The organism is Alphaproteobacteria bacterium (genome assembly GCA_019635875.1).
Taxonomy (GTDB): Bacteria; Pseudomonadota; Alphaproteobacteria; order Reyranellales; family Reyranellaceae; genus JAFAZJ01.
In genome coordinates this window covers 1011641-1035631 of the sequence record JAHBYP010000001.1, presented here as the reverse complement: position 1 = coordinate 1035631, position 23991 = coordinate 1011641, and the positions used below count along the sequence as shown (strand labels likewise).

The following is a 23991-nucleotide window of genomic DNA, read 5'->3' as shown; positions in this document are numbered from 1 at the left end:
CGTCGATTGGCGCACACCACCACGCTCATCGGTGGTCGCGCGGGCGCACGGCATCAAGGAAAGCGTCGGCCAGCAGGGACGCTCAGCGCTCGGCGAACTGCCGGCGCCAATCCTCGGCGAGCAGCGCGAACAGCACGTGGTCGTGCCATATGCCATTGATCTTAAGGTACTGACGCGCCAGCCCTTCCTCGCGGAAGCCGACCTTGCGCAGCACCGACTTGCTGGGCTCGTTGCTCGGCAGGCAGGCGGCTTCGAGGCGGCGCAGGCGCACCTCGTCGAACATGAAGGGCAGCAGCGCCGCCAGGCCCTCGGTCATGTAGCCATGGCCGGCATAGCGCTGGCCCATCCAGTAGCCGATGCTTGCGCTCTGGGCGACGCCGCGGCGCACGTTGGACACCGAGATGCCGCCGGTCAGCCGGCGCGTGTCGTTGAGGAAGATGAAGAAGGTGTAACCCTCGCCCGCGCGCCATTCCTGCATGTAGTGGCGCAGGCGGCGGCGATAGGAATCGCGCGTCAGCGCGTCCTCCGTCCACGAAGGTTCCCACGGCGTCAGGAAGGCGCGGCTGGCGGCGCGCAACTCCGCCCATTCGCGCCAGTCGTCGAGGTTAGGCATGCGCAGGAAGACGCGCTCCGACGGCAGGCGCGGCGTCGAGGCCAGCGCGAGTGGCACGTCGGAAAGGCGGAACATCCCGGATGACTCTCCCTAGGGTCCATCGGATATTTTACACGATTTCCAATCTTTGCCCATGGCCCGGATCCGCTACGCGCGCAGGCGAGCCGTGATCGAGTCGTAGGTCTCCAGCCCGCCGACCGGCCCGAGAGCGCAGACGCTGGGCTTGCCGGCCAGCAGCCGACGGGCGACCCGCTGCACGGCGGCACGGTCGACGGCCTCGATGCGCGCCACGGTCTCGGCCGCGGGAATCACCCGGTCATAGGTCAACAGATGCCGCGCCGCCTGCTCGCAGCGGGCATGGGTCGACTCCAGGGCCATCAGCACGCCGGCCTTGAGCTGGGCGCGGGCACGGGCGATCTCGCTGTCCTGCACCGTATCGGCGATCGTGGTGAACTCGGCGCAGACCATCGGCACCAGCTCGGCCAGGCTTTCCGCGCCGGTGCCGGCGTAGATGCCGAACAGCCCGCCGTCGCGATAGGACGAGGTGAAGGACGAGATGCTGTAGACCAGCCCGCGCTCCTCGCGGATGCGCTGGAACAGGCGCGAGGACATGCCGCCGCCGAACAGGGTCGAGAACACCGCCAGCGCGTGGTGGTCGGGGTCGTGATACGAGAAGCCCTCGGTGCCGATCAGCAGGTGCACCTGCTCCAGCTCGTCTTCGTCCCGGCGGTCGCCGCCGATGTACTGCGCAGCCACGGGCTGGACGCCGCCGCCCGATCGCGGCACGCGCGCGAAGGCCTTGGCCGCGAGCTCGACGAAGCGCTCGTGCTCGATCGCGCCGGCGGCCGACAGCACCATGCGCCCGCCGTGATAGCGCGTGCTGAGCCAGGCGAGGAGGTCCTCGCGCGAGATCGCCGTCACCGTCTTTTCGGTTCCGAGCACCGGCCGGCCGAGCGGCTGGCCGGGGAACGCGACCTCCTGGAAGCGATCGAAGATGATGTCGTCGGGCGTGTCGTGCGCCTGGCCGATCTCCTGCAGGATCACGCCGCGCTCGCGGCTCATCTCCTCCTCGACGAAGGTCGAATCGAGGAGAATGTCGGCGATCAGGTCGACGGCCAGCGCCACGTCCTCCTTGAGGATGGTGGCGTGATAGGCCGTGGTCTCGCGGCCGGTATAGGCGTTGAGGCTGCCGCCGACGGTCTCGATCTCCTCGGCGATGCCGCGCGCGGTGCGCCGCCTGGTGCCCTTGAACGCCATGTGCTCGAGCATGTGCGCCAGCCCGTTGCGCTCCCCGCTCTCGTGCCGCGCGCCGGCGGCGATCCACACGCCCAGCGCCACGGTCTCGACCGAGTCCATGGTGTCGGTCACGACACGCAATCCGTTGTCGAGCGTGGTGAGGCGGACGCTCATCGCGGCACCGGGGTGGTGTCCATCAGCTGCTGCAGCGCCTGCAGGTCGTTGCCCAGCACCGTACAACGTTCGGGACGCTTGTAGAGATCCGCCAGCCGCTCGGGCAGCTCCGGCCGCTTGCCCACCGCTTTCTCGACGGCGTCGGGGAACTTCGCGGGATGCGCGGTGCCGAGCACGACCATCGGCAGGGACGGATCGCCGCGCTTCTGGCGCGCCACGGCGTAGCCGATCGCGGTGTGCGGATCGAGCAGCTCGCCGGTGTCGCGCAGCGCCTCGGCGATGACGCGCAAGGTGCCGGCATCGTCGAGGCGGCCGGCGTCGAAGATGCCGCGCGCGCGCAGGAGCTGCGCGGCGCTGGCGCGCATCGTGCCGGTGGCGCGGAACGCGGCCATCGCCTTGGCCAGCGCGCGGCCGTCGCGGTCGAACAGGTCGAACAGCAGGCGCTCGAAATTGCTCGACACCTGAATGTCCATGCTGGGCGACAGCGTCGCCTCGACGGCGGCCATGCTCTGCGCGCCGCTCTCGATGAAGCGCGCCAGGATGTCGTTGCTATTGGTTGCTATGATCAGCCGGCCGATCGGCGCACCCATCTGCTTGGCGGCGTAGGCGGCGTAGATGTTGCCGAAATTGCCCGTCGGCACGCAGAACGACACCGGCCGCTCGGCCGAGCCCAGGCGCGCCGCGGCGGCGGTGTAGTAGACGATCTGCGCCATCACCCGCGCCCAGTTGATCGAGTTCACCGCCGTGAGCCGGTGATGGTCGCGGAAGGCGAGATCGTTGAAGCAGGCCTTGGCGAGATCCTGGCAGTCGTCGAAGGTGCCGTCGATCGCCACGTTGTGCACGTTGGGCGACAGCACCGTGGTCATCTGCCGGCGCTGCACCTCCGAGGTGCGGCCCTGCGGATGCAGCATGAAGATGTCGACGCGCCGGCTGCCGCGTACCGCCTCGATCGCCGCCGAGCCGGTGTCGCCCGAGGTCGCGCCGACGATGCGCGCGCGCCTGCCCGAGCGGGTCAGGATCTCCTCGAGCATGCGGCCGAGCAGCTGCAGCGCCACGTCCTTGAAGGCGAGCGTCGGGCCGTGGAACAGCTCCATCAGGTGCAGATTGTCGACCGCCAACGGCTTGATCGGCACCACCTCGGGATGGTCGAAGGTGGCGTAGGCGGCGCGCGACAGGCGCAGCAGCTCCTCGGCCGAGAAGGCAGTGCCGACGAAGGGCGCGACGATGCGCGCGGCCATGTCGGCATAGGGCATGGTGCGATAGGCCGCGAGATCCTCGGCGGTGAAGGCCGGCCAGCTCTCGGGCAGATAGAGGCCGCCGTCGCGCGCCAGGCCCGAGAGCATCACCTCCTCGAAGGTGAGCCGCTCGGCCATGTTCTGCGAGCCGCCGCGCGTGCTGATGTAACGGATATCGGACATGAGGGCGCGGACCATAACGGCGGGGGCAGGAGCGGGCAAGGCGGTCAATCCCGGCGGAAGACCACGACGCTCCAGTGCACGCCGGGCACGCCGTGCAGGCCCGGGCGCCGGCCGCGATGGATGGTGCTGAGCCCGCTGGCCCCGGCCAGCCCGGCGGTCTCCTCGATCGAGACGTCGAACATGCGCCGGCCGGCGGGCACCGGCCCGTGCCGCAGCCGCATCGGCATCACGCCGCCGGGCGCCAGCAGGCTCGCCACCCGGGGCATGGCGCGCCGGCGCTGCGCCGGGTCGAGGTGCATCCAGACCGCCGTCAGCAGGATGAGGTCGAACTGCCGGCGAAGCGCATGCACGACGTCGAGGTCGGGTAGCGCGTCGTCGATCCAGGCGATCGGCACGTCGGCATGCAATGGTTTGCCATGGTCGCGCAGCTCCGGCGTCGGCTCGACGGCGGTGACGTCGTAGCCCCGCCTGGCCAGCGCCGCCGCGTCCCGGCCGGTGCCGGCGCCGATGTCGAGCACGGCGCGCGGCGCGGCCGGAAACAGGTGCAGCACGTCGGCATGCACGTCCTCGAATGCTATGGTTTCATATGGCCCGACGAGCGTCGCGGCCGTCTCGCCATAGCCTTCGGTGCCACTGACGCGGCGCGGCCGCTCAGGCGGCGGCACGGTCGAGGCAGCCGGCATGGTCCTTCCTCACCCGCCGGGTCGAGGCCGGAAAGCGGCCGAGCCTGTCGGCCGGCCGCGTCGGCCGCTTCACCAGGTCGCCGCCGCAATTCGGGCAGCGCCCGCCCAGCCGCGCCTCGGCGCAGGCCACGCAGAAGGTGCACTCGAAGGTGCAGATCAGCGCGTCGGGCGCGCCGTTGGGCAGGTCCTTGTCGCAGCACTCGCAATTCGGTCGCAGGTCGAGCATGGCGGTCTCCGGATTGTCGATGCCGGTAGCGTAACCCAGCCCGACGGCGCTGGCGATTTCCACCCCTACGCGTGTCGGATTCGGCCACTAAGGCAGGTACCGCGCCTTCAGATGCGTCTTGAATGCCGCTGTGCCCAGCGGGCTGCCGGTCGCCTGCTCGAGCAGCGCGTCGGTCGACAGCAGCGCGCTCTGGTTGTGCACGGTCGCACAGCCAGCGATAGAGCGGCGCGAAGTCGCCGCGCGCCAGGCCGGGCTCGATGTCGGGATCGGCCGCCCGCCGCGTCGGTGTACGTCAGCGGCCGGTGCAGGTAGTTGTAGGTGTACTGACCCAGCACCGTGGCGAAGCCGCCCTCGGTGATCTGGCTGACGGCGAGCAGGTCGATGCCGTTGGCGTAGGTGAACGTCGTGCGGCGGCCGAGCGGGCCGACCACGCCGGTGACGTTGAAAGCCAAACCTGACCGCAGCGTTCAGGGAAAGAAGTGAACGCCGCTAAGGCAGATACCGCGTCTTCAGATGCGCCTTGAACGCCGCCGTGCCCAGCGGCGCGCCTGTGGCCTGTTCCAGCAGTGCATCGGTCGACAGCAGCGAGCCCTGGCTGTGCACGGTTTCGCGCAGCCAGCGGTAGAGCGGCGCGAAGTCGCCGCGCGCCAGGCCGGGCTCGATGTCGGGATCGGCCGCCCGGGCGGCGGCGAACAGCTGGGCCGCGGCCAGCGCGCCCATGGTGTAGGTTGGAAAATAGCCCCAGCCGCCGTCGGGCCAGTGGATGTCCTGCAGGCAGCCCAGGGTGTCGGTGGGGGGCCGCACGCCCAGCGATTTCTCCATGCCCTCGTTCCACGCGCCGGGCAGGTCGGCGAGCTTGAGGTCGCCGGCGATCATCGCGCGCTCGAGCCGGTAGCGCAGGATCACGTGCAGCGGATACGTCACCTCGTCGGCGTCCACGCGGATGAAGCCGGGCTTCACCACGGTGTAGAGCCGATGGATGTTGTCGGCGCTCCACGCCGCGCCTTTGCCGCCGAAGGCGGCGGCCATGCGCGGGGCGGCGAAGTCGATGAAGGCGCGGCCGCGGCAGGCCTGCATCTCCAGCAGCAGCGACTGCGATTCGTGGATCGCCATGCCGCGCGAGGCGCCCACCGGCTGGTGCCGCCAGTGCGCCGGCAGGCCGGCCTCGTACATCGCGTGGCCGGTCTCGTGCAGCACGCCCATCAGGGCACGGGCGAAGTCGGCCTCGTCGTAGCGCGTGGTGATGCGCACGTCGTCGGGCGTGCCGCCGGTGAAGGGATGCGCCGAGACGTCGAGGCGGCCGCGGGCGAAGTCGAAGCCCACCGCCTTCATCATCTCCAGGCCGAGCGCGCGCTGCGTCTCGATCGGGAACGGGCCTTCGAGCGGCAGCGGCGCCGGCCGCGCGGCCTGGCGCTCCAGCACCTCGCCGAGCAGCGGCGGCAGGAAGGCCTCGAGATCGGCGAACAGCGCATCGATGCGCGCCGTGCGGCCATCGGGCTCGTACTCGTCGAGCAGCGCCTCGTAGAGCGAGCAGCCGAGCCTGGCCGCCTTCGCCTGCCCCGCCTCGCGCGTGACGTCGAGCACGGCCTGCAGGTGCGGCAGCAGCGCGGCGTAGTCGTTCCGGGCCTTGGCCTCGCGCCACGCCATCTCGGCGCGCGAGATCGCCCGCGTGCGCCGCTCGACGAGATCGGCGGTCAGCGCCGTGCCGTGCACCCATTGCCGGCGCATCTCGCGCAGGTTGGCGAGCTGCCAGGCGTCGAGATCGGCCGTGCGCTGCTCGGCCGAGGCCAGCAGATCGCCGACCTCGGGCGCCGAGATCAGCTCGTGCGCGATCACGCCCAGCGCGGCGGATTGCTCGGCGCGGTCTTCAGCGCTGCCGGTCGGCATCATCACCGAGCGATCCCAGCCGAGGATCGCCTGCGCCCCGCCGATCAGCGACAGGCGCCGGAAGCGCGCTTCGAGCTGGGTGTAGGAATTCGACGGTGTCATGGGCACTCCGGTTCAGTCGCTACCACGCCTGCCGGCCAGGATGCTGGGGCCAGGGGCGGTCGCTGAACGACCATCACCTTTGTGTCAGTGCCCGTGGCGGCTTTGCGTCGACCCTACAAGCACCGTATGATCGACGCCAATCAAGACCGACGGTCAGGGCCATGACCGCGGACACCAGGGAGGACGACCATGATGTTGAACACTTGGATTCGAGTGGTGCGAGTCGGTCGCGTGGTGACGATCGGCGCCTTGCTGGCCGGTGCGGCGGCGCTGACGGCCGGAGCGGCCCAGGCGGCCGACAAGGTCCTGACGGTCGGCATCGAGCAGGAGCCGACCGGCTTCGACGCGGTCAAGGGCCGGGTGCTCGGCGAGGCGCCGGCCTCCGTCATGCTGACCATGGTCGACCGGCTGATGTCCTATGACGCCGACGGCAAGCTGGTCGGCGAACTGGCCGAGTCGATGACCGAGGCGGAAGACGGCCTCTCCTACACCTTCAAGTTGCGCAAGGGCGTCAAGTTCCACGACGGCAGCGACTTCACCGCCGACGACGTGGTCACGCACTACAACCGCATCCTCGATCCGGCCAGCAAGTATGTCGGCCTGCAGTTCATTGCACCGATCAAGGAGGCGGTGAAGGTCGACGACCACACCGTGCGGCTCAACCTGAGGCACCGCTGGCTGCCGATGCGCGACGGCCTGTCGGCCTTCGCCCTGTGCTGCTTCGTCCCGTCAGCCAAGGCGGTCGCCGCCGACACCATGAATCGCCATCCGGTCGGCACCGGCCCGTACCGCTTCAAGGAGTGGCGCGGCGGCGACAAGGTGGTCGTCGAGCGCAACCCGAACTACTGGAACAAGGACGCCAAGGTCCACTTCGACCAGATCGTCTTCAAGCTGTTGCCCGACCAGCAGACCCGCTTCGCCGCGCTGCAGTCCGGCGAGATCGACGTCACCTGGACCGACCGTGGCCATTCCATCGTCCAGGCGAGGAGCGATCCGAAGCTGACGGTGTACAGCCGCAACGGCGAGGGCGGCGGCATCCTCTTCCTCAACAACTCCAAGCCGCCGCTCGACGATGTGCGCGTGCGCCGCGCACTCAGCATGGTGTGGGACCAGAAGTACTACGTCGAATCGCAGCTGCAGAACACGCAGGTGGTCACCCGGACCGGCTTCAACGACGAAGGCAAGTGCGATGCCGGCTATCTCGGCGATGGCAAGTTCGCCGACGCCAGGAAGCTGGTCGGCGAGATCGGCAAGCCGATCGAGGTCGAGCTGATGCACACCGCGACGCAGCGCGGTCGCGAGTACGGCCTGCTGTGGCAGCAGCTGGCCAAGCGCGCCGGCATCACCGTCAAGCTGAAGCCGATGGACCAGCTCGCCTTCGTCGGCACCGTGTTCAAGAACGACTATCAGATGGCCGGCTGGCGCATCGCCGACGCCGGCGACATCGGCCCGCAGCTCTTCGCGCTGCTCCACTCGAAGAGCCCGTACAACCTGGCGCACTACAAGAACGAGGAGATGGACAAGCTGCTGCTCGCCATGCGCACCGCTGCGACGCCGGAGGCGCGCAAGACGACGATGTGCGCAGTGGTGCGCAAGATGAACCAGGATGCGCCGATCCTGTGGGCATCGGGGCGCACCCACAACGCCATCGCCAAGAAGAACCTCAAGGGACTGAGGCCGCTGTACCAGGGCATCGTGGACGTTCGGTTCGCCTGGTTCGAATAGCCGCCCCGGCAGGCCGAGGCCGCACCCGCGCATGCGCTATCTGGGCCGCAAGCTGCTCAGGCTGGTCTTTGTCGTCGCCGCGGTGACGACATTGACCTTCCTGCTCGTGGCCCTGCTGCCGGGCGACATCGCCTATCTGATCGTCGGCGACACGGCGAGCCCGGCCGAGGTCGAGGCGGTGCGCCAGCAGCTCGGCCTCGATCGGCCGATCCTGGTGCGCTACGGCGACTGGCTGGCGGCGCTGGCGCAGGGCGACCTCGGCATCTCGCTGCGTACCTCGGAACCGGTCGGCGAGGCGATCCTCGGTCGCCTGCCGGTGACCATCGAGCTGATGGTGCTGGCGCAGGTGATCGCCGTGGCGCTGGCGGTGCCGCTCGGCGTGCTGTGCGCCTACCGGCAGAACCGCTGGATCGACAACGCCGTCACCCTGGCCGGCTTCGCCATGATCTCGATCCCTCCCTTCGTCATGGCGCTGGTGCTGATCTTCACCGTCGCGCTGCGGCTCGGCTGGCTGCCGGCGACCGGCTACGTGCCGCTGTCCGAGAGCCTGTGGGGCAATCTGCGCACCTTCGCCCTGCCGGCGCTGTCGATCGCGCTGATCGAATGGGTGACGCTGATGCGGCTGCTGCGCAACGACATGATCATGACGCTGCAGGAGGATTTCATCGCCATGGCCCGGGCCAAGGGCCTGCCAGCCTGGCGCATCCTGTTGCGCCATGCGCTGCGGCCGTCGTCGTTCAGCCTGATCACGATTCTCGGCCTGCAGATCGGTGCGCTGATCGGCGGCACGCTGATCATCGAGTCGATCTTCGCCCTGCCCGGCATCGGCCGGCTGCTCCTGACGGGGATCTTCAGCCGCGACTACGTGGTGGTCCAGGGCTGCATCCTGTTCATCGCCGTCGCCTACGTGGTGATCAACTTCCTGGTCGACCTGACCTACAGCTTCCTCGACCCGCGCATCCGGGTGGGCGGGCGCGATGGTTGAGGCGGCCATCGACCGGATCGCCAGCGGCGAGGCCGAGGGGCTGGCCGTGCGCCGTCGACGCCGCCGGGGCCTCGGACTGCGCTTCTGGTTGCCGGTGTTCTGGATCGGCCTGGTCGCGTTCGGCGCGGCGACCGCGGACTTCTGGCCGATGCCGGCACCCGAGACCATCGACTTCATCAACCGGGCGGCGATGCCCGGCACGGTCGGCGAGATCGAGCTCTCCGGCGAAACCGAGTTCAGCGAGTTCCGCTACCTGCTCGGCACCGACAATCTCGGCCGCGACATTCTCTCGAGGCTGGTGCACGGCGCCCGCGTCTCGCTGCTGATCGGCCTGCTGTCGCCGCTGATCGGCCTGCTGGTCGGCGGCGCGCTCGGCGTGCTCGCCGGCTACTATCGTGGCCGGGTCGAGGGCGCGGTGGTGGCCGCGATGGACATCATCCTGGCCTTCCCGGCGCTGGTGCTGCTGCTGGCGATCACCTTCTACCTCGGCCCGTCGCTCTTGAACCTGATCCTCGCGCTCGGCTTCCTGTCCGTGCCGGCCTCGGCCCGCGTCGCGCGCGCCAATACGCTCAGCCTGGCGGGCCGGGAGTTCGTGCTCGCGGCCAAGGCGATGGGCGCCTCCGACCTCTATATCCTGGTGCGCGAGATCGTGCCCAACGTGCTGATGCCGCTGCTGGTCTTCGCCATGCTTCTGGTCGCCGTCCTGATCGTCGCCGAGGGCACGCTGAGCTTCCTCGGCCTGTCGGTGCCGCCGCCGACGCCGAGCTGGGGCACGATGATCGAGGAAGGCCGCGAGCTGCTCGACCAGGCGCCGCACGTCACCATGATCCCGGCGGCCGCGATGTGCCTCACGGTGCTGTCCTTCAACCTGATCGGCGACCGCTTGCGCAGCCTGATCGATCCCCGCGAGAGCAGGCTGTGAGTTCCATGCCGCTGCTCGCGGTCGAAGACCTGCACACGCACTTCCATACGCCACGCGGCCGGGTGCGGGCGGTCGACGGCGTCTCCTTCTCGCTCGAGCGCGGACGGACCCTGGGCATCGTCGGCGAGAGCGGCTGCGGCAAGTCGGTGCTGTCGCGCACCATCATGAGCCTGCTGCCGTCCAACGCCCAGGTGCCGCCCGACAGCCGCGTGCTGTTCGACGGCCGCGACCTGCGCCGCCTCTCCGAGCGCCAGCTGCGCCAGGTGCGTGGCCGCCACATGGCGATGATCTTCCAGGATCCGATGACGTCGCTGAACCCGGTGATGACCTGCGGCGCGCAGATCGTCGAGTCGCTGACCTGGCACATGGGATTGACCCGACGCGCCGCGCGCGATCGCGCCGTCGAGCTGTGCACCGCGGTGGGCATCCCGGAGCCGGCCCGGCGCGTCGACCACTACCCGCACCAGCTTTCGGGCGGCATGCGCCAGCGCGTCGCCATCGCCATCGCCATCAGCTGCGAGCCCGCCCTGCTGATCGCCGACGAGCCGACCACGGCGCTCGACGTGACCGTGCAGGCCGAGATCCTCGACCTGCTTGCACGCCAGCAGCGCGAGCGCCACATGGCCATGATCCTGATCACCCACGATCTCGGCGTCGTCGCCGGCCATACCGACGAGGTGGCGGTGATGTATGCCGGGCGCATCGTCGAGCGCGCCGCGACGACGACGCTGTTCGCCGACACCCGCATGCCCTACACCGAGGCGCTGCTGCGCTCGATCCCGCGCCTCGCCGATCCGCCGCACACGCCGCTCGAGACCATCGCCGGGCGGCCGCCGGAGCTGATCGACCCGCCGCCCGGCTGCCGTTTCGCTCCGCGCTGCCGCTACGCCGCCGACGATTGCCGCCAGCGGGCGCCGGCGCTGACCGGCGATGGGCATGCCTTCGCCTGCTGGCACCCGCTCGGGGCTGCGTCGTGACCGCGCCGCTGCTCAGCGTACGCGAGCTCACCGTCGAGTTCGGCGTGCCGGACGGACGCACCGTGCATGCCGTCTCCGGCATCAGCTTCGACATCCTTCGCGGCGAGACGCTGGGACTGGTCGGCGAGTCCGGCTGCGGCAAGTCGTCGGCGGCGCGCGCCCTGATGCAGCTGCCGCCGCCGACCGGCGGCGAGGTGTGGTTCGAGGGCACCGACCTTGCGCGGCAATCGGGAGCGGCGCTGCGCCGCCTGCGGCCCAAGCTGCAGATGATCTTCCAGGACCCGATCGCCTCGCTCAATCCGCGCCACGATGTCGCCGACATCGTCGCCGCGCCGCTGCGCGTGAACCGCCTGCTGCCAAAACCGGAGATCGGCCCGCGGGTCGCGGCGATGCTCGAGGCGGTCGGCCTGGAGCCGGCGCTGGCGCTCGATCGCCGGCCGCACGAGTTCTCCGGCGGGCAATGCCAGCGCATCTCGATCGCCCGGGCGCTGATCCTGGAACCGTCGCTGCTGATCTGCGACGAGCCGGTATCGGCGCTCGATGTCTCGGTGCAGGCGCAGATCCTCAACCTCCTGCGCGAGATGAAGGCGCGCATGGGGCTCACCATGCTGTTCATCTCGCACGATCTGGCTGTGGTGAAGAACGTCTCCGACCGGGTCGCGGTGATGTATCTCGGCCGGATCTGCGAGCTGGCGCCGTCCGAGGCGCTGTACCGGGCTCCGGCGCACCCCTACACGGCTGCGCTGCTGAGCGCGATTCCGGTGCCGGATCCGACGCAGCCGGTCAAGCAGGTCAGGCTCACCGCCTCCGACCTGCCCTCACCGATGGCCCCGCCGAGCGGCTGCCGCTTTCGCACACGCTGTCCGCGGGCCGAGGCCCGCTGCGCCGCCGAGGTGCCGGAGCCGACCGAGATCGCGCCAGGCCACCAGGTGGCGTGCCACTTCCCGCTGACCGCCTGAGCGGCGACACGATCGCGCTGCCGCCACGAGGCAGCGATTCTCACCCACGTTCCGGCACCGGCGGCGGCGTGGGTCGGCCGCGGCGCCAATGGTAGGCGATGTAGACGCCGACCAGGGTCAGCGCCAGCAGGAACCAGGTGATCGAGTACTGCAGGTGGTCGTTAGGCAGGTTGACCCGCGTCTGGCCGCCGATCGGGAAGCCGCCGGGGTTGGCCGCGGCATCGGCGGCGACGAACCAGGCATCGGCCTTCACGGACGGCGCCTCGGCGAGACCCGCGGCTCGCCGCATCGTGGCGACATCCATGGTCAGCCAGACATTGCGCTCGGGCTTGTTCTCGGGGACGAACCAGCTCTGCAGGCCGGCTTCGCTCAGGCGCACGACACCCTCGACGGTGACCACGCCGGGCACCTGACCGGCCGCGCGCTGCGCCGGATCCTTCAGGCGCTCCGGTATCCAGCCGCGGTTGAACAGCACGACCTCGCCCGACTCCAGGCGCAGCGGGGTGACGATCTGCAGGCCGACGTTGCGGTTCAGGCTGCGCGCCAGCAGGTGCAGTTCCTTGTCGTGCAGGAAGGTGCCGGTGAGCCGGACCTTGCGGTACTCGGCGGCCTTCGGATCGGCGCCGACCCCGGCCACATCGAGCGGCGCCATGGTCATGCGGCTCTGCAGGCGCGCGATCAGGTCGTTCTTCCACTCCATGCGCTGCAGCTGCCAGACGCCGAGCCCGAGCATGATCAGGAAGGCCGGGACGCTGAAGATCGTGGGCCAAAGGGACGGCTTGAAATCGCGCATGAGGCTCATGTAGGGCCATCCTCGCCCGCCGTCGAGCGGTGGTGGTACTGCTGCGCCACAAGGACGCCCTTGATCAGCCGCAGCGGCAGGATGGTCAGCGCGATCACCAGCGGCGTCCACAGCACGAGATGCACCCAGACCGGCGGCTCGAAGCGGAACTCGACCCACAGCACCAGGCCCATCATCACCGCGCCCAGGCCGAGGATCACGAACACCGCCGGGCCGTCGCCGGCATCGTGGCCGCGCAGGTCGAGGCCGCATTCGGGACAGGCATCGCGAATCTTCAGGACGCCGTCGAACAGGCCGCCCTTGCCGCAGCGCGGGCAGCGCCCGGCAAGGCCGGTCGAGAGAGGCGACAATGGTGGCCAGTCGTCGGACATCTGGTTCCTCCTACACTTCCCCCCGAGGGAGAAGGCAGAAATGAAAACGACGCCGGCCTCGCGGCCGGCGTCGTCGCGTTGCCGATAGCGCGGCGCGTCAGTGCGCCGCCGGGATCGCCTTGCCCAGTCCCCACCAGTAGATGGCGAAGAACAGGAACAGCCAGACCACGTCGACGAAGTGCCAGTACCAGGCAGCCGCCTCGAAGCCGAAATGCTGCTCGGGCTTGAAATGGTTGGCCATCGCCCGGAACAGGCAGACGATCAGGAAGATCGTGCCGACCAGCACATGGAAGCCGTGGAAGCCGGTCGCCAGGTAGAAGGTCGAGGAGTAGATGCCGTCGCGGAAGCCGAAGGCGGCGTGGGCGTACTCGTAGGCCTGCACGGCGGTGAAGAAAATGCCCAGCACAACGGTCAGCAGCAGGCCGCGCACCGCGTTCTTCTGGTCGCCCTCGAGGATCGCGTGGTGCGCCCAGGTCACCGTGGTGCCCGAAAGCAGCAGGATCAGCGTGTTGATCAGCGGCAGGTCGAACGGGTCGAACGGCAGCACGCCCTGGGGCGGCCAGATACCGCCGGTGACCTTGGTGCGGCCCGGCATGTTCTCGGCGCCGGGGAACAGCGAGGCGTCAAAGAAAGCCCAGAAGAAGGCGAGGAAGAAGAACACTTCCGAGCAGATGAACAGGATCATGCCGTAGCGCAGGCCGAGTTGCACAACAGGCGTGTGGTTGACGCGCGATTCGCGGATCACGTCGCGCCACCAGAACCACATGGTGATGAAGATCAGCGCCAGCCCGGGCGCGATCTTCCAGGCACCCAGCGCCTTGATGCTGGCGGCGGATCCCTGGCCGAAGATGTCCGGATGCATGAACATGACGCCGCCGAACGCCAGCGCGATGCCGCCCACGGTGCCGACCAGCGGCCAGATGCTGGGATCGACCAGGTGATACGGATGCTTCTGGGCTTCTGCGGCCATCTTACCCACCCCTTTTTACATCAGCAGCGGCCGGTAGCCGGCTCAGGATGTCGCGCGCCTTGTCGGTGCGCGCCTCGAAGAACGTATAGGACAAGGTGATCGTGCTGACGCCGTCGTAGCGGCGTTCCTTCGCCATGTCGGGATCGACGAAGAACACCACCGGCATCTCTATGCTCTGACCCGGCATCAGCAGTTGCTCGGTGAAGCAGAAGCACTGGATCTTGTTGAACCACTGGCCGGCGATATCGGGCAACACGTTGTAGGTCGAGGTGCCGACGATCGGACGTTGCGAGACGTTGGTGGCACGGTAGAAGACCAGCTTCTCCTCGCCCAGCCGCACCGTGACCTCGCGCTGCAGCGGCTCGAACTTCCACGGCAGGTTGCCGTCCATGCTGGCGTCGAAGCGCACGCGCATCGTGCGCTCCAGCACGCGATCGGGCGCCGAGGTCGCCACCTGGGTGGTGCCGCCGAAGCCGGTGACCCTGCAGAACAGCTCGTAGAGCGGCACCGAGGCGAAGGCCAGGCCGAGCATGGCGGCGGCGCCCGTCGCGACCATCAGGCCGACGCGCCGGTTGCGCCGCGCGAGATCGTTCGCGGCGCTCACTTGAAGCCTCCGCTGCCCGGCAGCACGCCGGCGCCGCCGAACTTGATGATGGTGATGACGAAGAACAGCAGGCAGATGCCGATGATCACGCCGAGCACGACGCGGTTCTTGCCGCGCTGCTGGACGTGGCGCTCGCTGAGATAGGGTTTGCGCGGATCGGGGGCCGCCATCGCCATGCTCCCGCCCTCAACCGAAGGCCAGCCGGTCCGCGACCATGGCCACGAACAGCAGGAAGAGATAGCCCAGCGAATAGCGGAACATCGAGCGCGCCGTGCTCACGTCGCCCTCGGGCGCGCGCAGCACGCGCAGCGCGTGGCCGACGAACACGACGCCGGCGACCAGCGAGTAGGCCCCGTAGCCCCAGCTCACCGCGCCGGTCAGCGTCGGCAGCAGGCCGACCGGCAAGAGCAGCAGGCAATAGGCCAGCATCTGCAGCCTGGTGTGGCGCACGCCGGCGACCACCGGCAGCATCGGCACGCGGGCGCGGCGGTAGTCGTCGTCGCAGTACAGCGACAGCGCCCAGAAATGCGGCGGGGTCCAGAAGAAGATCAGCAGGAACAGCGAGACGCTGGCCCACGACACGTCGCCGCTGACCGCCGCCCAGCCGATCATCGGCGGGAAGGCGCCGGCGGCGCCGCCGATGACGATGTTGTGCGGCGTGCGCCGCTTCAGCCACACCGTGTAGACGAACACGTAGAACAGGATGGTGAGCGCCAGCATTCCGCCGGCGACGGCGTTGGTCGCCACCGTCATCAGCGCCACGGAGAAGATCGACAGCAGCACGCCGAAGCCCAGGGCATCGTCGGGCGCGACGGCACCGGCGGGGATCGGCCGGTTGCGCGTGCGGGTCATGACTGCATCGATGTCGCGGTCGTACCACATGTTGATCGCGCCCGAGGCGCCGGCGCCCAGCGCGATCGCCAGGATGGCCACGGCACCCAGCACCGGGTTGATGTGTCCCGGCGCCAGCCACAGACCGACCATGCCGGTGAAGACCACCAGCGACATCACCCTGGGCTTCAGCAGCGCGACGTAGTCGGCCACGCGCGACGGGGACCGCGCGGCGGTGGCGCCGGTGTCGTGCAGCGTGGTCGCGGACAGATCGGTCATCGTTTGCCGTTACGGTTCAGGGGGCGCCGCAGCGCCCCCGGATAGCCTCAGTGATGCGCCGCGGGTTCGACCTTCGGCAACTCGTCGAAGGTGTGGAAGGCGGGCGGTGACGGGACGGTCCACTCCAGGGTCGTGGCGCCCTCGCCCCAGTAATTGGCGCCGACCTTGTTCTTGCTGAAGAAGACCGTGTGGATCGCCGAGACGAACCAGATCAGCGTCGCGCCGAAGCCGATGAAGGCGCCGATCGAGGAGACCCAGTTCCACAGCTCGAAGGCATCGGGGTAGTCGATGTAGTGGCGCGGCATGCCGGCCAATCCCGAGAAGTGCATCGGGAAGAACGTCAGGTTCACGCCGATGAACGTTCCCCAGAAATGCACCTGCGCCCAGAACTCGTTGTACTGCTTCCCGCACATCTTGCCGATCCAGTAGTAGTAGCCGGCGAAGATGCCGAACACCGCTCCGAGCGACAGCACGTAGTGGAAGTGGGCGATGACGTAATAGGTGTTGTGCAGCGCGATGTCGACGCCGGCATTGGCCAGCACGACGCCGGTGACGCCGCCCACGGTGAACAGGAAGATCAGGCCGACCGCCCACAGGAAGGGAATCTCGAACTTGATCGAGCCGCCCCACATGGTGGCGATCCACGAGAAGATCTTCACGCCGGTCGGCACCGCAATGACCATGGTCGCGGCCACGAAATAGGCACGCGTGTCGACGTCCATGCCGACCGTGTACATGTGGTGCGCCCACACGACGAAGCCGACGACGCCGATGGCGACCATGGCGTAGGCCATGCCGAGATAGCCGAACACCGGCTTGCGCGAGAATGTCGAGATGATGTGGCTCACGATCCCGAAGGCCGGCAGGATCATGATGTACACCTCGGGGTGGCCGAAGAACCAGAAGAGGTGCAGGAACAGCATCGGATCGCCGCCGCCGGCGGGATCGAAGAAGCTGGTGCCGAAGTTGCGGTCGGTCAGCAGCATGGTGATGGCGCCGGCGAGAACCGGCAGCGCCAGCAGCAGCAGGAACGCCGTGACCAGGATCGCCCAGGCGAACAGCGGCATGCGGTGCAGCGTCATGCCCGGCGCGCGCATGTTGAAGATGGTGGTGATGAAGTTGGCGGCGCCGAGGATCGATGCGGCACCGGCGAGGTGCAGCGAGAAGATCGCGAAGTCCATCGACGGGCCGGGATGGCCGATCTTGGAGCTGAGCGGCGGATAGATCGTCCAGCCGGTACCGACGCCAGGGTTGGCGCCGACGACAAGCGAGCAGACCAGCATGATGAAGCCGGCCACCGTCAGCCAGAACGAGATGTTGTTCATGCGCGGGAAGGCCATGTCGGGCGCGCCGATCATGATCGGCACGAACCAGTTGCCGAAGCCGCCGATCAGCGCCGGCATGACGACGAAGAACACCATGATCAGGCCGTGCGCCGTGACGACGTTGTTCCACATCTGGCCATTGGGCGTGCCGTCGGCATTGGTCATGAACTGGACGCCGGGCTGCATCAGCTCCAGCCGCATGTAGACCGACAGCGCGCCGCCGATCAGGCCGGCGAAGACCGCGAACACCAGGTAGAGCGTGCCGATGTCCTTGTGGTTGGTCGACAGGAACCAGCGCGTGAAGAACCCGGGCGTGTGGTCGTGGTGCCCATGGGCGTCGTGTGGGGCGCCGTGCGCGGCGTGGGTGGCCATGGCGACTTCCTTCCGTCTACGCGTCTGTTGTGGGCCGGCAGCGTCAGCGCGCCGGCACGGCGCCAGCGAGGGCGGTACCGCCCGGCGCCGGGATGGCGGCCTGCTTCTTGGTCTCCAGCCACTTGTCGAACTCGGCCTTCGAGACGACGCGCACCGCGATCGGCATGAAGGCGTGGTCCTTGCCGCAGATCTGCGAGCACTGGCCGTAGTACAGGCCTTCCTTGCGCACGTTGAACCAGCCCTGGTTCAGGCGGCCGATTATGGCGTCATGCTTGACGCCGAAGGCCGGCACCGCCCACGAGTGCATCACGTCGGTCGAGGTGACGTAGAAGCGCACGTTGGTGTTGACCGGCACGACCATCTCGTTGTCGACCGCCAGCAGACGCGGCCGCCTGACCTTCTCGGCGTCCGACAGCTTGGCCCAGTCGGCGTCCTTCACCATGAAGGCCTCGAACTCGATCTTGTGGTCGGGATACTCGTACTTCCAGTTCCACTGCATGCCGGTGATCTTGACGGTCAGGCCCGGCTCCTCCGTGCGGTCCATGAAGTAGAGCAGCTTGAAGGACGGAATCGCGATGATGATCAGGATGATGATCGGCACCACCGTCCACGCCACCTCAAGCAGCGTGTTGTGGGTCACCTGCGAGGGCACCGGATTGCGCGAGGCGCGGAAGCGCACCATCACGTAGACCAGCAGGGCCAGCACGAAGACCGTGATGACCGAGATGATCACCAGCAGCAGGTTATGCAGGTCGACCAGCTTGTCCATGATCTCGGTGACCGGATGATGGAGGTTCATCTGGCCGTAGTGCGGCAGGTCGACGAATTCCTGATCCTGGGCGGCAGCCATGCCGGAGGACACGACGAGAGCGGAGCCGGCCGCCGCCAGCGTCCGCAGGCGGCTCACGATCGACGCGCCGCTGTTCGAACCCATGCCCCCACTCCTTGCCGCTTGCCGCAATATCCACGCGGATGATGGCGGTATCTAGCAGAGGACGTAAAGCCCGGTCACTCCAATTCGCCCACCGCCGCGATGCGTCCGCCTGCCGCACTCCGGCAGGCGAAAAGCCCCGCAGCGTCAGCCGGTTGGCGCCCGTCGGGCCGGCATGGATTTGGCGCCGCCGAACACCTATGTTCAGGCCTGAGCCTGCGGAGTGCCCATGTCCCATCTCGCCACCGCCAACGACCTGTTCTTCAAGCGCGCCGGCCTCGACGAGGGCCGCACCGAGCGCATCGTGCGCGAGGCGCTGGCTGGGACCGACGATGGCGAGCTGTTTCTTGAGTATGCCCAGAGCGAGATGCTGGCCTGGGACGACGGCAAGCTGAAAAGCGCCTCGTTCGACGTGTCCCAGGGCTTCGGCCTGCGCGCCGTGAAGGGCGAGACGGTGGGCTATGCCCATGCCTCGTCCCTGGACGAGCAGGCGCTCAAGCGCGCCGCCGCCACCGTGCGCGCCGTGGCCAGCGGCAAGGGCGGCACGGCAGCCGAGGGGCCGCGCGGCACCAATTCGATCCTCTACACCGACGCCAACCCGCTCGACGGCATCGCCTTCGAGCGCAAGGTGAAGCTCTTGGAGGAGATCGACGCCTATGCCCGCGGCAAGGAGCCTCTGCTGAAGCAGGTCTCGGCCTCGATCGCCGCCTCCTGGCAGGTGATCGAGATCGTGCGTGCCGACGGCAGGAAGGTCGCCGACGTGCGGCCGATGGTGCGGCTCAACGTGTCGGTGGTTGCCGGCAAGGGCGACCGCATGGAAAGCGGCTCGTCCGGCTCGGGCGGGCGCATCGGCTACAGCGGTCTGTTCGAGCCCGAGTACTGGAAGAAGCAGACCGACGAGGCGATCCGCCAGGCGCTGGTCAACCTCCAGTCGGTCGACGCGCCGGCCGGCGAGATGCCCGTGGTGCTGGGTTCGGGCTGGTCGGGCATCCTCTGGCACGAAGCCATCGGGCACGGCCTGGAGGGCGACTTCCATCGCCGCAAGACCTCGGTCTTCACCCATCTGATGAACCAGCGCATTGCCTCGCCCGGCGTCACCGTGGTCGACGACGGCACGATGCGCGACCGGCGCGGCTCGCTCACCGTCGACGACGAGGGCACGCCCAGCCAGCGCACGGTGCTGATCGAGGACGGCAAGCTGGTCGGCCTGATGCAGGACCGGATGAACGCGCGGTTGATGGGCGTGGCGCCCACCGGAAACGGACGGCGCCAGAGCCATGCTCACAGCCCGATGCCGCGCATGACCAACACCATCATGCTGGCCGGCGACAGGGATCCGCAGGAGATCATGGCGTCGGTGAAGCGCGGCCTGTACGCGGTGAATTTCGGCGGCGGCCAGGTCGACATCACCAACGGCAAGTTCGTCTTCAGCTGCACCGAGGCCTACCTGATCGAGAACGGCAAGGTGGCCGCCCCCGTCAAGGGCGCCACCCTGATCGGCTCGGGCAGCGAGGCGCTCCTGAAGATCGGCATGGTCGGCAACGACCTGGAGATGGATCTCGGCGTCGGCACCTGCGGCAAGGACGGCCAGGGCGTGCCGGTGGGCGTCGGCCAGCCGACGCTCAGGCTCGACGGCCTGACCGTGGGCGGCACCGCCACCTGAGCCTCAGGCCGGCGGGACCAGGTCCTTCCGGCCCGACCACTCCCACGCCTGGCCGGTGCGGGAGACTCCCAGCAGCAGGCCGCCCAGCTCGCGGGGATGGATCCAGCCGCCATCGGCTTCGCTGACGGCGTCCTTGCCGCGCGACGTCCATTTCGCGCCGCTTTCCAGCAGCCGCGCGCGGATGCCCGGCCAGTCGTGCGTCTCGATGTACGCCATGTAGAGCCCGTCGCCACCGCGCCGCCTGGTGAAGCGCGCCATGGCGCTGTCGGGGCCGGTGACCTGCGACAGTTCGATGCGATCAAGCCGGTTGGGCGGATCGAACAGGGTCAGCGTGCCCTCGTAGCCGAAGCGCTTTGAGCCGATCTTCGAGAAGCGCGTCGGGTCGAGGTCGAACAGGCTGGTGAAGGCGGCCGCCGCCTGACGCCAGTCGGTGACCAGCACGCTGGTGGTCTCGTAGAGGAACGAGGCCAGGCCGACGCGCACGCGATAGGTGCTGGGCGTGATCACCATCGGGAAGCCCGGCGTGTGCGGTGGTCCAAGATGCAGCTGCGGACCGTCATAGGTATGGGACACGCCCAGCCCGTCGAGGCGGCGCGCCAGCGCGACGACGTCCACCGTCGAATAGCCGGCGGTCATGATCGACTCGCCCCACTTCGACAGGAAATCATGCGTGCGGCCGGCGCCGTCGGGCTCGCAGAGCTCGATCTCGCTCTCGCCCACCGCCAGCACCAGCCGATGCGCGCCAAGATGGGCGCTGCGGTCCTCGCGCGTGATCTCGGCGCCCAGCAGCCGGTGGTAGCGCCCGGCCACCGCCTTGCGGTCGGCGACCGCGACCTGCACCCGATCGCAGCGATCCAGCATGGTCGTTCCCTCGTCTCGCGCTATTTGGTCAGCGACGGCATCGGCACGGTCACCTTCGGCGCCAACGCGGGCGGTGGTGGCGGCGGCTCGGCCGGCTTCGGCGGTTCCAGCGCCGGTGCCGCGGCCGGCGCCGATGGCGGTGCCGGAACGACCGCGGCCGGCGCCAGGCGTGCGCGGGTGCGGAACGAGTCGACGAAGGCGCGCACGTGCGGCAGCACCGCCGGCAGCTTCTCGCGGTTCACCACCGCCTCGATCTTGTAGACGGTCTCGGCCGTGACGCAGACGCGCGCGAAATAGTCGAGCTCGTCGGGCAGCGGCGCTTCGACCACGTGACCCGGCGCGTCGCCACCGCAGGTATCGGGCTCATTGCGCGTCGGCTTGTCGGCGCTGGTGCGCGCCAGCATCAGGGTGGCGAACCGCTGCGCGATCAGGGGCGCGCCGGCGCTGCCGCGGATCGAGGGAGGATAGAACACGACGGTTACGCTGAACGCCTCCTCGACGCTGCCGGTCAGGTAGTGCACCGCAGGGAAACCGCCGTCGCTCCATGGCCGCTTCTGCACGATGCCCGGCACGCGGATGGTGAAGTTGTCCGAGCCGCCGTCGTAATCGCGCCAACGCTCCGGCGGCGGCACCGGGTCGAGCTGGGCGCGCGCACCCGGCGCCGCCAGCAGCATGACGAGGAAGAGGAACGTCGCGCGCCGCATCGTACGCCTACGATCGCGCAGCCGCGGCCGCCTCGCGGCGGCGGCGCTGCGATTCGAGCGCGGTGTCCTCTGGGCCGCTGACAGCGCGCAGGCCGCGCACCTCGGACGTGTCGCGCGGCGGCAGGCAGAGCATGTTGGTCGCGTTCAGGTTGGCAAAGGCATCCTCGGCGGCATTGGCGAAGTTGCGCGGATTGAACAGCGGCGTCACGTGCCAATAGAGCCGGTAGCCTTGCTCCAGCAGCCAGCCGATCAGCGGCGGCGAGCGCTCGGTGCCGTTGTTCTCGACGAAGAGCCGCGGCTGACGACGGCGAATGGTATCGGCCGCGCCGCGCAGCACGTCGAGCTCCATGCCCTCGACGTCGACCTTGATCAGCGCGCAGCCCGGCAGGTCGAGCGAATCGACACTCACCACGGGCACGCGCTCGCCGGCGCCGCCGGCGCGCAGGCCGATGCCGCCGTAATTGTGCTCCTGGCCGTGGTCGAGCGGCGGCACGACGGCCTCGCCCGGTGCCGCGCCCAGCCCGCACCAATGCGCCACGACGTTGGCCAGGCCGTTGACGGCGACGTTGGCGCACAGCATCTGGTGCACCAGGCGCTGCGGCTCGGCCGCCAGCACCCAACCGTCCGGCCCGACGCGCCGCGCCATCGGCACGCTGAACGCGCCGATACTGGCGCCGGCGTCGACCACGATGTCGCCCGGCTTGATCAGGCGCAGCAGCAGCTGCAGCTCGAGCTCGGCGTACTCGCCGTAAAGGTCGAGGCTGCGGCCGATGAAGCGGTCGCGCGTGTTGTAGATGAAGGTGCCGTGCCGGCAGCGCCTGGAGCGGTAGGGCAGCGCGCCGGATGGCGGTGCCGCGGCGGAAGCGTGCGCGCCAAACGAGGTTTCTTCCGGCGTCAGTCCGACATCCTGCTCGACACCCATTCCCGGCCCGTCGCTGTCCCGTGTCGGCGGACTGTAGCGGCTGCCGGCTCGTCCCGCCATCTCCGCGCCGAGCAGCGGCCGCATGCTAATAGGAATAGGCCTCGTACAGCGCGCCGTAGTCGCCCTTCAGCGACTCGGACAGACGGGTGCGCTTCTCGTCGGCCAGTGTGATGCCGCTGTCGGCGATGCGCCTGAGCGGATCGAGGTACATCGTCTCGTCGCGACCCTGCGCATCGAGCCTCGCCCGCGCCTTCAGGCCGGACTCAGCGATCTTCAGCACCTCGCGCGCGAGCGTCAGCAGCGTGTGGCCGCTCATGACCGTCTTCAGGCCTTCGCGCGGGGACTGGTCGCGCAAAGACTGCTGCTCGACGACGGTCCAGCCCTTCACCAGGTCCCACGCCGCGTCGAGCGCCGAGGCGTCGTAGAGCAGACCCATCCACAGCGCCGGCAGCGCCACGATCATGTCGCGCGGGCCTGAGTCACAGCCCCGCATCTCGAGGTAGCGCTTCAGCCTGACCTCGGGGAAGGCGGTGGTGACATGATCGCTCCAGTCGGTGACGCGGGCGATGTCGCCGACGTCGTTGTGCAGGCGGCCGGCCATGAAATCGCGGAACGACTTGCCGCTGACGTCGATGTACCTGCCGTCGCGATAGACGAAATACATCGGCACGCCGAGGATGTAGTCGGTGTAGCGCTCGAAGCCGAAACCGTCCTCGAAGACGAAGGGCAGCATGCCGCAGCGGTCGGGATCGGTGTCGGTCCAGACGTGGCTGCGCCGGCTCTGGAAGCCGGTGTCGTGCGATTCGACGAAGGGCGAGTTGGCGTACAGCGCGGTGGCCAGCGGCTGCAGCGCCAGCGACACGCGGAACTTCTTCACCATGTCGGCTTCCGAGCCGTAATCGACATTGGTCTGCACCGTGCAGGTGCGCAGCATCATGTCGAGGCCCATCGTGCCCTTCCTGGGCATGTAGGACCGCATGATCTTGTAGCGGCCCTTGGGCATCCAGTCGAAATCCTCGCGCCGCCAGGTCGGCGTGAAGCCCTGCCCGGTGAAGCCGGCGCCGAGCGGCCCGGCGACCGCCCGGACCTCGTCGAGATGGTTGTCGGTCTCGGCGGCGCATTCGTGCACGGTGGCGAGCGGCGCGCCGCTCAGCTCGAGCTGGCCGCCCGGCTCGAGCGTGATGTTGGCGGCGCCGCGGGTGAGCGCGATGACCTTGCCGTTCTCCAGCGCGCGCTCCCAGCCGAAGCGGTCGGCCAGGCCGTCGAGCATCGCCTTGACGCCGCCTTCGTAACGCAGCGGTGCGCGGGTGGCGCGCACGAAACCGAATTTCTCGTGCTCGGTGCCGGCGCGCCAGCGCTCGGCGGGCTTGCAGCCGGACTCGAAATACTCGACGAGCTGGCGGCGGTCCGTGATGGGCGCGCCTCCGCCACTGGGCGGTGCCGACATAA

Annotated in this window: 25 protein-coding genes; 6 read left to right on the top strand and 19 right to left on the bottom strand. The window is 68.9% G+C overall.

Annotated features, from left to right (window positions below; genetic code table 11):
• Positions 1–82 precede the first annotated feature (82 nt).
• The 7 genes from KF889_05230 to KF889_05200 all read right to left on the bottom strand — a co-directional run bounded on the left by KF889_05230 (position 83) and on the right by KF889_05200 (position 6339).
• Positions 83–688, bottom strand: a complete 606-nt coding sequence (locus KF889_05230; protein MBX3498827.1) for a GNAT family N-acetyltransferase — start codon at positions 686–688, stop codon at positions 83–85.
• A 72-nt stretch (positions 689–760) separates the two neighbouring features.
• On the bottom strand, positions 761–2023 hold the full coding sequence (locus KF889_05225; protein MBX3498826.1) for an insulinase family protein: 1263 nt from the start codon (positions 2021–2023) through the stop codon (positions 761–763).
• Positions 2020–3432, bottom strand: coding sequence for a threonine synthase (locus KF889_05220; GenBank protein MBX3498825.1), 1413 nt, complete (start codon positions 3430–3432; stop codon positions 2020–2022). The genes KF889_05225 and KF889_05220 overlap by 4 nt, the downstream gene beginning before the upstream one ends.
• A gap of 53 nt (positions 3433–3485) precedes the next feature.
• Positions 3486–4124, bottom strand: a complete 639-nt coding sequence (locus tag KF889_05215) for a class I SAM-dependent methyltransferase (GenBank protein ID MBX3498824.1) — start codon at positions 4122–4124, stop codon at positions 3486–3488.
• Positions 4093–4350 carry a DUF1272 domain-containing protein gene (locus tag KF889_05210; protein MBX3498823.1) on the bottom strand — a complete coding sequence of 86 codons (258 nt, stop codon included), beginning with the start codon at positions 4348–4350 and terminating at the stop codon, positions 4093–4095. Before KF889_05210 ends, KF889_05215 begins: the two co-directional genes overlap by 32 nt.
• A gap of 107 nt (positions 4351–4457) precedes the next feature.
• Positions 4458–4802 carry a hypothetical protein gene (locus tag KF889_05205; protein ID MBX3498822.1) on the bottom strand — a complete coding sequence of 115 codons (345 nt, stop codon included), beginning with the start codon at positions 4800–4802 and terminating at the stop codon, positions 4458–4460.
• Positions 4803–4839: 37 nt separating this feature from the next.
• Positions 4840–6339 (bottom strand): carboxypeptidase M32, encoded by a 1500-nt coding sequence (locus KF889_05200; GenBank protein MBX3498821.1) that lies wholly within the window; start codon positions 6337–6339, stop codon positions 4840–4842.
• Positions 6340–6528: 189 nt separating this feature from the next.
• Here KF889_05200 and KF889_05195 point away from each other — a divergent pair, with 189 nt between their 5' ends.
• Genes KF889_05195 through KF889_05175 form a run of 5 tightly spaced genes read left to right on the top strand, consistent with a single transcriptional unit; the run spans position 6529 to position 11907 of the window.
• Positions 6529–8064, top strand: a complete 1536-nt coding sequence (locus KF889_05195) for a hypothetical protein (GenBank protein MBX3498820.1) — start codon at positions 6529–6531, stop codon at positions 8062–8064.
• Between the two features lie 31 nt (positions 8065–8095).
• On the top strand, positions 8096–9049 hold the full coding sequence (locus tag KF889_05190) for an ABC transporter permease (GenBank protein MBX3498819.1): 954 nt from the start codon (positions 8096–8098) through the stop codon (positions 9047–9049).
• Positions 9042–9971 (top strand): ABC transporter permease, encoded by a 930-nt coding sequence (locus KF889_05185; GenBank protein MBX3498818.1) that lies wholly within the window; start codon positions 9042–9044, stop codon positions 9969–9971. Before KF889_05190 ends, KF889_05185 begins: the two co-directional genes overlap by 8 nt.
• A gap of 5 nt (positions 9972–9976) precedes the next feature.
• Positions 9977–10948, top strand: a complete 972-nt coding sequence (locus tag KF889_05180; protein ID MBX3498817.1) for an ABC transporter ATP-binding protein — start codon at positions 9977–9979, stop codon at positions 10946–10948.
• Positions 10945–11907, top strand: a complete 963-nt coding sequence (locus KF889_05175; GenBank protein MBX3498816.1) for an ATP-binding cassette domain-containing protein — start codon at positions 10945–10947, stop codon at positions 11905–11907. The genes KF889_05180 and KF889_05175 overlap by 4 nt, the downstream gene beginning before the upstream one ends.
• Before the next feature lie 40 nt (positions 11908–11947).
• Here KF889_05175 and KF889_05170 read toward each other — a convergent pair whose 3' ends face one another.
• From KF889_05170 to coxB, 8 genes are all read right to left on the bottom strand, one after another.
• Positions 11948–12709, bottom strand: a complete 762-nt coding sequence (locus tag KF889_05170) for an SURF1 family protein (GenBank protein ID MBX3498815.1) — start codon at positions 12707–12709, stop codon at positions 11948–11950.
• Positions 12706–13080: a DUF983 domain-containing protein gene (locus KF889_05165; protein ID MBX3498814.1), complete on the bottom strand. Its 375-nt coding sequence runs from the start codon at positions 13078–13080 to the stop codon at positions 12706–12708. Before KF889_05165 ends, KF889_05170 begins: the two co-directional genes overlap by 4 nt.
• A 97-nt stretch (positions 13081–13177) precedes the next feature.
• A complete protein-coding gene (locus tag KF889_05160; GenBank protein MBX3498813.1) occupies positions 13178–14050 on the bottom strand; it encodes a cytochrome c oxidase subunit 3 in 873 nt (290 codons plus the stop codon).
• 1 nt (position 14051) lies between these two features.
• A complete protein-coding gene (locus tag KF889_05155; GenBank protein MBX3498812.1) occupies positions 14052–14606 on the bottom strand; it encodes a cytochrome c oxidase assembly protein in 555 nt (184 codons plus the stop codon).
• A gap of 44 nt (positions 14607–14650) precedes the next feature.
• On the bottom strand, positions 14651–14830 hold the full coding sequence (locus KF889_05150) for a hypothetical protein (protein MBX3498811.1): 180 nt from the start codon (positions 14828–14830) through the stop codon (positions 14651–14653).
• Between the two features lie 10 nt (positions 14831–14840).
• A complete protein-coding gene (locus KF889_05145; GenBank protein MBX3498810.1) occupies positions 14841–15764 on the bottom strand; it encodes a heme o synthase in 924 nt (307 codons plus the stop codon).
• A gap of 47 nt (positions 15765–15811) precedes the next feature.
• Positions 15812–17461, bottom strand: coding sequence for a cytochrome c oxidase subunit I (gene ctaD / locus KF889_05140; GenBank protein MBX3498809.1), 1650 nt, complete (start codon positions 17459–17461; stop codon positions 15812–15814).
• Positions 17462–17504: 43 nt separating this feature from the next.
• Positions 17505–18395, bottom strand: a complete 891-nt coding sequence (coxB, locus tag KF889_05135; protein MBX3498808.1) for a cytochrome c oxidase subunit II — start codon at positions 18393–18395, stop codon at positions 17505–17507.
• 226 nt (positions 18396–18621) lie between these two features.
• Here coxB and tldD point away from each other — a divergent pair, with 226 nt between their 5' ends.
• A complete protein-coding gene (gene tldD, locus KF889_05130; GenBank protein ID MBX3498807.1) occupies positions 18622–20055 on the top strand; it encodes a metalloprotease TldD in 1434 nt (477 codons plus the stop codon).
• A gap of 3 nt (positions 20056–20058) precedes the next feature.
• Here the strand turns inward: tldD and KF889_05125 are convergent, their stop codons facing one another.
• From KF889_05125 to KF889_05110, 4 genes are read right to left on the bottom strand one after another with little or no spacing between them, the layout of a single operon-like run.
• Positions 20059–20916 carry a hypothetical protein gene (locus KF889_05125; GenBank protein MBX3498806.1) on the bottom strand — a complete coding sequence of 286 codons (858 nt, stop codon included), beginning with the start codon at positions 20914–20916 and terminating at the stop codon, positions 20059–20061.
• 20 nt (positions 20917–20936) lie between these two features.
• Positions 20937–21620, bottom strand: coding sequence for a hypothetical protein (locus KF889_05120; GenBank protein ID MBX3498805.1), 684 nt, complete (start codon positions 21618–21620; stop codon positions 20937–20939).
• Between the two features lie 7 nt (positions 21621–21627).
• Positions 21628–22602 carry an FkbM family methyltransferase gene (locus KF889_05115; GenBank protein MBX3498804.1) on the bottom strand — a complete coding sequence of 325 codons (975 nt, stop codon included), beginning with the start codon at positions 22600–22602 and terminating at the stop codon, positions 21628–21630.
• A 25-nt stretch (positions 22603–22627) separates the two neighbouring features.
• Positions 22628–23989: a glutamate--cysteine ligase gene (locus tag KF889_05110; protein ID MBX3498803.1), complete on the bottom strand. Its 1362-nt coding sequence runs from the start codon at positions 23987–23989 to the stop codon at positions 22628–22630.
• Positions 23990–23991 lie beyond the last annotated feature (2 nt).